Below are 5,843 nucleotides of genomic sequence, written 5' to 3'. Positions count from 1 at the left end.
TTAGTGTAGTCGCAGGTTTTAACCTGCGACTAGTGCTCTGAGATTGCTTCGTCATTTCATTCCTCGCAATGACTGCACTGTTAACCATTTCTTTAACCTCTGACAAAAATATAACAAAAAATATGCAGTTTGTCAAGTGTTTTTTTTGTTTTTGTACTTTTTAGATTTTTTTTATTTTTTTATTGTAAGTAATTCCAGAATTTTTTTGCCAAACTCTTTTGCTGCCTGTGGACCTGACGCGGTGATTATATTTCCATCAACTTCTACATTTTTGCCAGTATAGAGTGCGCCTGAACTTTTCAGTTCTTCTGCTTCTGACGAAAAAACTGTTGCCTTCTTGCCTTTTAATAAGCTCCCTCTTGCTAATGTTACCGGTGCAATACAGATTGCTGCAAGAATTTTATTCTGTTTCACTGTTTCCTGTGCAATTTTATGCGCAACTGAATTGTCCCAGTATTCAGACGAACCCACACCACCAACAAAAATCACCGCATCATATCCACCACTTTTTATATCAATCTGGTCAATTGTAATATCAACTTTTTGTGTTGCACCGAGCATACCTTTTGCGGTACCTGTTGATGATGCTGCAGTTACAATCTCAATTTTTGCGTTTGTAAAAATTTCTTTAGGTTGTAAATACTCCTCATCTCTAAACCCATCTTTTGCGATAATCATCACAATTTTTTTCATTTTGGGTCTCACCCCCTTTTTTTTGGTTTTCTTTTTAGCCACCGCTTCCAAAAAAGATATTGCTAAAATAGCAACAATTACCAGCACTAAAAATCTTTTCATTTCCCTCTCCTGAACATTAGAACTTATGAACTTAAGAACGCCTTTTGCTTTGATTCTGCCGGGCCAGGACTTGAACCTGGAACGGATGGTCCAGAGCCATCTGTGTTACCATTACACTACCCGGCAATAACAACAGTTCACAAGTTCATATGTTCATAAGTTCATATGTTTGTGGTAAAAACAGCAAAATTTTAAAACATAAGAACATTAGAACTTAAGAACTTGAGAACGCCTTTTTAGTTAGTACGATGTTCTGTTTTTTTATCTTTTTCTAACTCGTCAACAAAGTTTAATTGCAAATCAGACAGTGTAGATGCGATAAGATGGTTTTCTTCCTGTGTAAGATTCCCTTTTGTTTTCTCAACAAGCATCTCAATCATATCAATAGAGATTTTTGCCTGCTCCAAATTTTTTTCAATCTTGTTTGTTAACGGATTAGCGATTTTGCCCATCTGCTGGATTGCTGCTGCTGATAGTGAAAGCACCAGACTTAAAAAGTACTCGTTTACTTTCCCGCTCTTTTCCTGTTCAGCCATTTTTATCCTCCTTAATTATTTTTGCATATACATCTTTTAAGGTAACTGTTCGGTTAAATACAATTTTTGTATCCGTAGAATCAGAGTCAACACAAAAATAGCCTAATCGTTCAAATTGGAATCGCTCACCCGGCTTTGCTGTTTTAAGAAATGGCTCTGCATAACAATTCAGCAGGACTTTCAACGAGTTTGGATTCAGCCATTTTTTAAAATCTTCGCCGTTTTCAGTATTATTCGGGTCAGGTTTTGTAAAAAGATTTTCATAAAGACGTACTTCAATCTGGATAGCATTAGCGGCAGATACCCAATGCAAAGTAGATTTCACTTTTCTTTTATCTTGCGAATCGCCTCCGCGTGTTTCCGGGTCATATCTGCAATGCAGTTCAATTATCTCGCCTGTTTTTTCATCTTTGATAATTTTTTCACAGGTGATAAAGTATGCGTATCTTAACCGAACCTCTTGCCCGGGTGACAGCCGATAGAAGTGTTTCGGTGGATTCTCTCTGAAATCATCTTGCTCAATATACAACACTTTAGAAAACGGTACTTTTCGGATGCCCATTGCTGAATTTTCTGGATTGTTCACGCAGTCCAGTTCCTCAATTTTGTTGTCAGGATAATTTGTAAGCACAACCTTCAGAGGTCGCAAAACTACCATTACCCGTTGCGCTTTTTTATTTAAGTCTTCTCTAAGACAATGTTCAAGAAAACCGATATCTACAGTGCTATCCGTTTTTGCCACACCAATTCGTTCACAAAAATTTTGGATTGATTCAGGTGTATATCCGCGTCTTCTTAAGCCCGATATTGTTGGCATTCTGGGGTCATCCCAGCCGTTTACATAACCACCTTTAACAAGTTCGTTTAATTTTCGTTTACTTAGAACTGTATAACTTAAATTCAACCTAGCAAATTCAATCTGGCGAGAATGATGAATTTCTAACTCGTTGATAAACCAATCGTATAAAGGACGGTGGTCTGCAAATTCTAAAGTACAGATTGAATGCGTAATCCCTTCAATAGAATCTGATTGACCATGTGCCCAGTCGTATGTTGGATAGATACACCATTTTGTGCCTGTTTTTGGATGTGGAACTTTTAGAATACGATACATTACTGGGTCTCGCAGGTTAATGTTTGGTGATGCCAGCCCACCCTCAATTTTTGCTCTGAGCACTTTAGAACCTTCTGGGAATTCACCTTTACGCATCTTATCAAATAACGAAAGATTTTCGTCAACAGACCGATTTCTGTACGGACTTTCTTTTCCACCTTCAGTAAATGTGCCGCGATATTCACGAACTTCGTCTGCAGTTAGGTCGCATACATATGCTTTCCCTTTTTTAATCAATTGAACAGCATACTCATAAAGTTGCACAAAATAATCTGACGCGTAATACTCCCTTCCAGCCCAGTCAAATCCCAGCCACCGAACATCTCTTTTTATTGACTCAATATATTCCGTTTCTTCTTTTGTAGGATTGGTATCATCAAATCTGAGATTACAAAGCCCACCGTATTTTTGTGCAATCCCAAAGTTCAAGCAGATAGATTTTGCATGCCCGATATGAAGATAGCCATTAGGCTCCGGCGGGAAACGTGTATGCACCTTACCGTTGTATTTGTTAGTTCTGATATCTTCATCAATAATCTCTGTAATAAAATTTAGTGACATCTTTCAAGAAATTTTGCTATTCTATTTACAACTTTTTCTTTTCCTAAAAGTTCTAAATAATGAAACAAACTCGGTCCTTCCAGCCGACCTGAAGTTGCTACACGAATTGCATGAAAAATAATGGATGTTTTGATTTTTTTCTCATCAGCAAAACTTCTAAAAAGATTTTCTAATTCTTGAGCATCATAAACTTTTATCTGTATAATTTTTTCTTTCAATTCTTTAATTAAACCAGAAATACCCTGTATTCCCAAAATTTTTTTAACTGCATCAGTATCTGTATTATACTCATCATTTAGCAGGAAATCAACGCGTTGCAAAATATCATTCAAAGTGTTAAACTTTTTTTGTTCAAGTGCGATACATTTCTGAAAAAATTCAGAATCGGTTATGCTCACTCCTTTTCGTTCTAAAAACTCAGTTGCACATTTAGCTAAATGAGCAACTGACATTTTTCTGATATACTCGCCGTTCATCCATAACAGTTTTTGGGTATCAAAAATAGCAGCAGATTTTCCACAGCGTTCAAGCGAAAATTTCTGTATAAGTTCTGCTCTCTCAAAAAGTTGCTGGCTGTCTTCAGTTGACCAGCCTAAAAGCGCAACATAATTCAGAAGTGCATCTGGCAGATAACCTTTATCTCGGTAATCTTCTACTGCGACATCACTCTGCCGTTTGCTTAATTTGGATTTATCAGGATTTAATAATAACGGAAGATGTGCAACCTGTGGTGCTGTCCAGCCGAAATATCTGTATAAAAGGATATGTTTCGGCGTTGAAGAAAGCCATTCTTCACCGCGGATAATATGCGTAATACCCATCAGATGGTCGTCTACAACATTCGCGAGATGATATGTCGGATAGCCGTCGGATTTCAAGATGATTTGGTCGTCAATCAAAGCGCCATCAAATTTTATTTCGCCACGGATAATATCTGTAAATTTTATTTCCTCCAGCGGTATTTTCATTCTTACTGTGAATGGTTTTTCTTCTGAAAGTTTATCTGATTCTATTTGTGGAATTTTTCGGCATAAACCATCATATTTAGGTGTTTGTTTTCTGGCAATTTGTATTTTTCTTGATTTTTCTAACCGTTCTGGTGTACAGAAACATCTGTAAGCATATCTTCTTTCAAGAAGATTATCAATGTAGCATTTGTAGATGTCAAGTCTCTGAGATTGAATAACTGGCTCTTCGTCATATTCAAGTCCACACCAGTTTAATATCTCTAAAAGTTTTTCAACCGCACCTTCTACATATCTGGTTTTATCTGTATCTTCAATCCGTAGTAAAAATTTTCCGTTGTTATGTCGGGCAAACAAATAATTATACAATGCGGTTCTTAATCCACCTATATGTAAAAAACCTGTCGGTGATGGAGCAAATCGGACAACGACAGTTCTTGAGTTCTTGAGTTCTCGGGTTTCAGAGTTCATCTTGTTCTTTTTATGATATTGGTAATTAACCCATTTATAAGTTTGTTCACTTTGACACTTTGAATATAAACCAATTCAAAATCCGGTTCGTTTAATTTTGATATTTCTTTTATTACATATAAATGACTTTGTGTTTCTGCTAAAGAACCACGTGCATTGTTGTAAAACTGTTTGCTTTCCTTAAATGAATATCTACCAAATCCTTCGGTAATATTTGCCATAACTGAAACAGATGACCTTTTTATTTGTTCTGTTAGTCCAAATTCTTTTTTCAGTATATCTTTCTGACATAACTGATAAATCATGCTAACCAACTTTTTTGCTTCCTGCCATACAAATAAATCTTCAAATTTTTCAATCTTACTCATATTAACTCAAAAACCAAAGAACCCAAGAACCAGAGAACGCCTTTTTAGTATATCACTTTATTTAATGGATATTCTATTATTCCTTCTGCACCGGCTCGTTTTAATTCGGGGATTATTTTTTTAACAATTTTTTCGGAAATGATTACTTCTAACGCAACCCAGCCGGGAATTGTAAGCCGCGAAATTGTTGGTCGTTTAAGTGCTGGCAGAATATCCATTACTTTAGCGATATTTTTTTCCTCAAGGTTCATTTTTAAGCCAACCATTCCTGATGCTTCAAGCGCACCTTTTAACAATATCGCTAGATTCTCAATCTTTTTTTTCTTCCAGTTGTTTTTAATAGATTTTTTATTTGCAATCAGCCGTGTTGTAGATATTAGAATCTCGTCAATAATTTTTAAGTTGTTAGCACGAAGTGACGAACCGGTTTCTGTAAGTTCAACAATAGCATCAACAAGTTGAGGTGCTTTTGCTTCTGTAGCACCCCAAGAGAATTCTACTTCTGCTTTTACTTTGTTTCTGATGAGATATTTTTTGACGATATTTACAAGTTCTGTTGCAATTCGTTTTCCGTTTAAGTCTTTTAATTTTTTAATCTTTGAAGTATTAGGTGCCGCAAGAACCCATTTCACAGGACGAAATCCACTTTTGGCATAAACAAGTTCGCAAACTTCCTTTACATCTGCGTTTGACTCGCAAATCCAGTCGTATCCAGTAATCCCACAATCAAACACACCATCTTCAACATATTTAGCCATCTCCTGTGAACGGACAAGCATAATTTCAAGTTCGTCGTCATCGCAGGATGGAAAATAAGAACGCTCCGATGCATAAATTTTTATCCCCGCTTTCCTAAAAAGCTCAAAAGTCGCCTCCTGTAAACTCCCTTTTGGCAGCCCTAATTTAAGTTGTTGAGTAGACATCTTTATAACCTCCTTGTGGTGACAGCCCTATCGGGCTGTCGTGCCCCTCGCAGAACCGTGCTTGCAGATTGCCCACACACGGCTCTTCAATAACACTTCCTCATAAAGCA

6 protein-coding genes and 1 tRNA gene are annotated in these 5,843 nt (G+C 36.7%); all 7 read right to left on the bottom strand.

Annotated features, from left to right (window positions below):
- Positions 1 to 171: 171 nt before the first annotated feature.
- The 7 genes from AB1349_12450 to hisG all read right to left on the bottom strand — a co-directional run bounded on the left by AB1349_12450 (position 172) and on the right by hisG (position 5,733).
- Entirely contained in the window at positions 172 to 795 is a 624-nt protein-coding gene (locus AB1349_12450) for a DJ-1/PfpI family protein (GenBank protein ID MEW6558138.1), read from the bottom strand.
- A 55-nt stretch (positions 796 to 850) separates the two neighbouring features.
- Positions 851 to 921, bottom strand: a tRNA-Gln gene (locus AB1349_12445).
- Between the two features lie 110 nt (positions 922 to 1,031).
- Positions 1,032 to 1,331 (bottom strand): DUF1844 domain-containing protein, encoded by a 300-nt coding sequence (locus AB1349_12440; protein MEW6558137.1) that lies wholly within the window; start codon positions 1,329 to 1,331, stop codon positions 1,032 to 1,034.
- The gene (locus tag AB1349_12435) at positions 1,324 to 3,006 is read right to left on the bottom strand and encodes a glutamine--tRNA ligase/YqeY domain fusion protein (GenBank protein ID MEW6558136.1); all 1,683 of its coding nucleotides are present in this window, start codon (positions 3,004 to 3,006) and stop codon (positions 1,324 to 1,326) included. Before AB1349_12435 ends, AB1349_12440 begins: the two co-directional genes overlap by 8 nt.
- The gene (gene gltX / locus AB1349_12430; GenBank protein ID MEW6558135.1) at positions 2,997 to 4,442 is read right to left on the bottom strand and encodes a glutamate--tRNA ligase; all 1,446 of its coding nucleotides are present in this window, start codon (positions 4,440 to 4,442) and stop codon (positions 2,997 to 2,999) included. The genes AB1349_12435 and gltX overlap by 10 nt, the downstream gene beginning before the upstream one ends.
- Positions 4,439 to 4,810, bottom strand: coding sequence for a four helix bundle protein (locus tag AB1349_12425; protein ID MEW6558134.1), 372 nt, complete (start codon positions 4,808 to 4,810; stop codon positions 4,439 to 4,441). The genes gltX and AB1349_12425 overlap by 4 nt, the downstream gene beginning before the upstream one ends.
- 44 nt (positions 4,811 to 4,854) lie before the next feature.
- Positions 4,855 to 5,733 (bottom strand): ATP phosphoribosyltransferase, encoded by an 879-nt coding sequence (hisG, locus tag AB1349_12420; protein MEW6558133.1) that lies wholly within the window; start codon positions 5,731 to 5,733, stop codon positions 4,855 to 4,857.
- Between the last annotated feature and the right edge of the window lie 110 nt (positions 5,734 to 5,843).

The organism is Elusimicrobiota bacterium (genome assembly GCA_040757695.1).
Lineage (GTDB): Bacteria > Elusimicrobiota > UBA8919 > UBA8919 > UBA8919 > JBFLWK01.
Note: the sequence above shows the minus strand (reverse complement) of the source record. Positions and strands in the feature narration are given on the sequence as shown.

Coding starts and splice junctions, on each gene's coding strand:
- AB1349_12450 (MEW6558138.1), bottom strand. CDS start 795: ATGAAAAGATTTTTAGTGCTGGTAATTGTTGCTATTTTAGCAATATCT.
- AB1349_12440 (MEW6558137.1), bottom strand. CDS start 1,331: ATGGCTGAACAGGAAAAGAGCGGGAAAGTAAACGAGTACTTTTTAAGT.
- AB1349_12435 (MEW6558136.1), bottom strand. CDS start 3,006: ATGTCACTAAATTTTATTACAGAGATTATTGATGAAGATATCAGAACT.
- gltX (MEW6558135.1), bottom strand. CDS start 4,442: ATGAACTCTGAAACCCGAGAACTCAAGAACTCAAGAACTGTCGTTGTC.
- AB1349_12425 (MEW6558134.1), bottom strand. CDS start 4,810: ATGAGTAAGATTGAAAAATTTGAAGATTTATTTGTATGGCAGGAAGCA.
- hisG (MEW6558133.1), bottom strand. CDS start 5,733: ATGTCTACTCAACAACTTAAATTAGGGCTGCCAAAAGGGAGTTTACAG.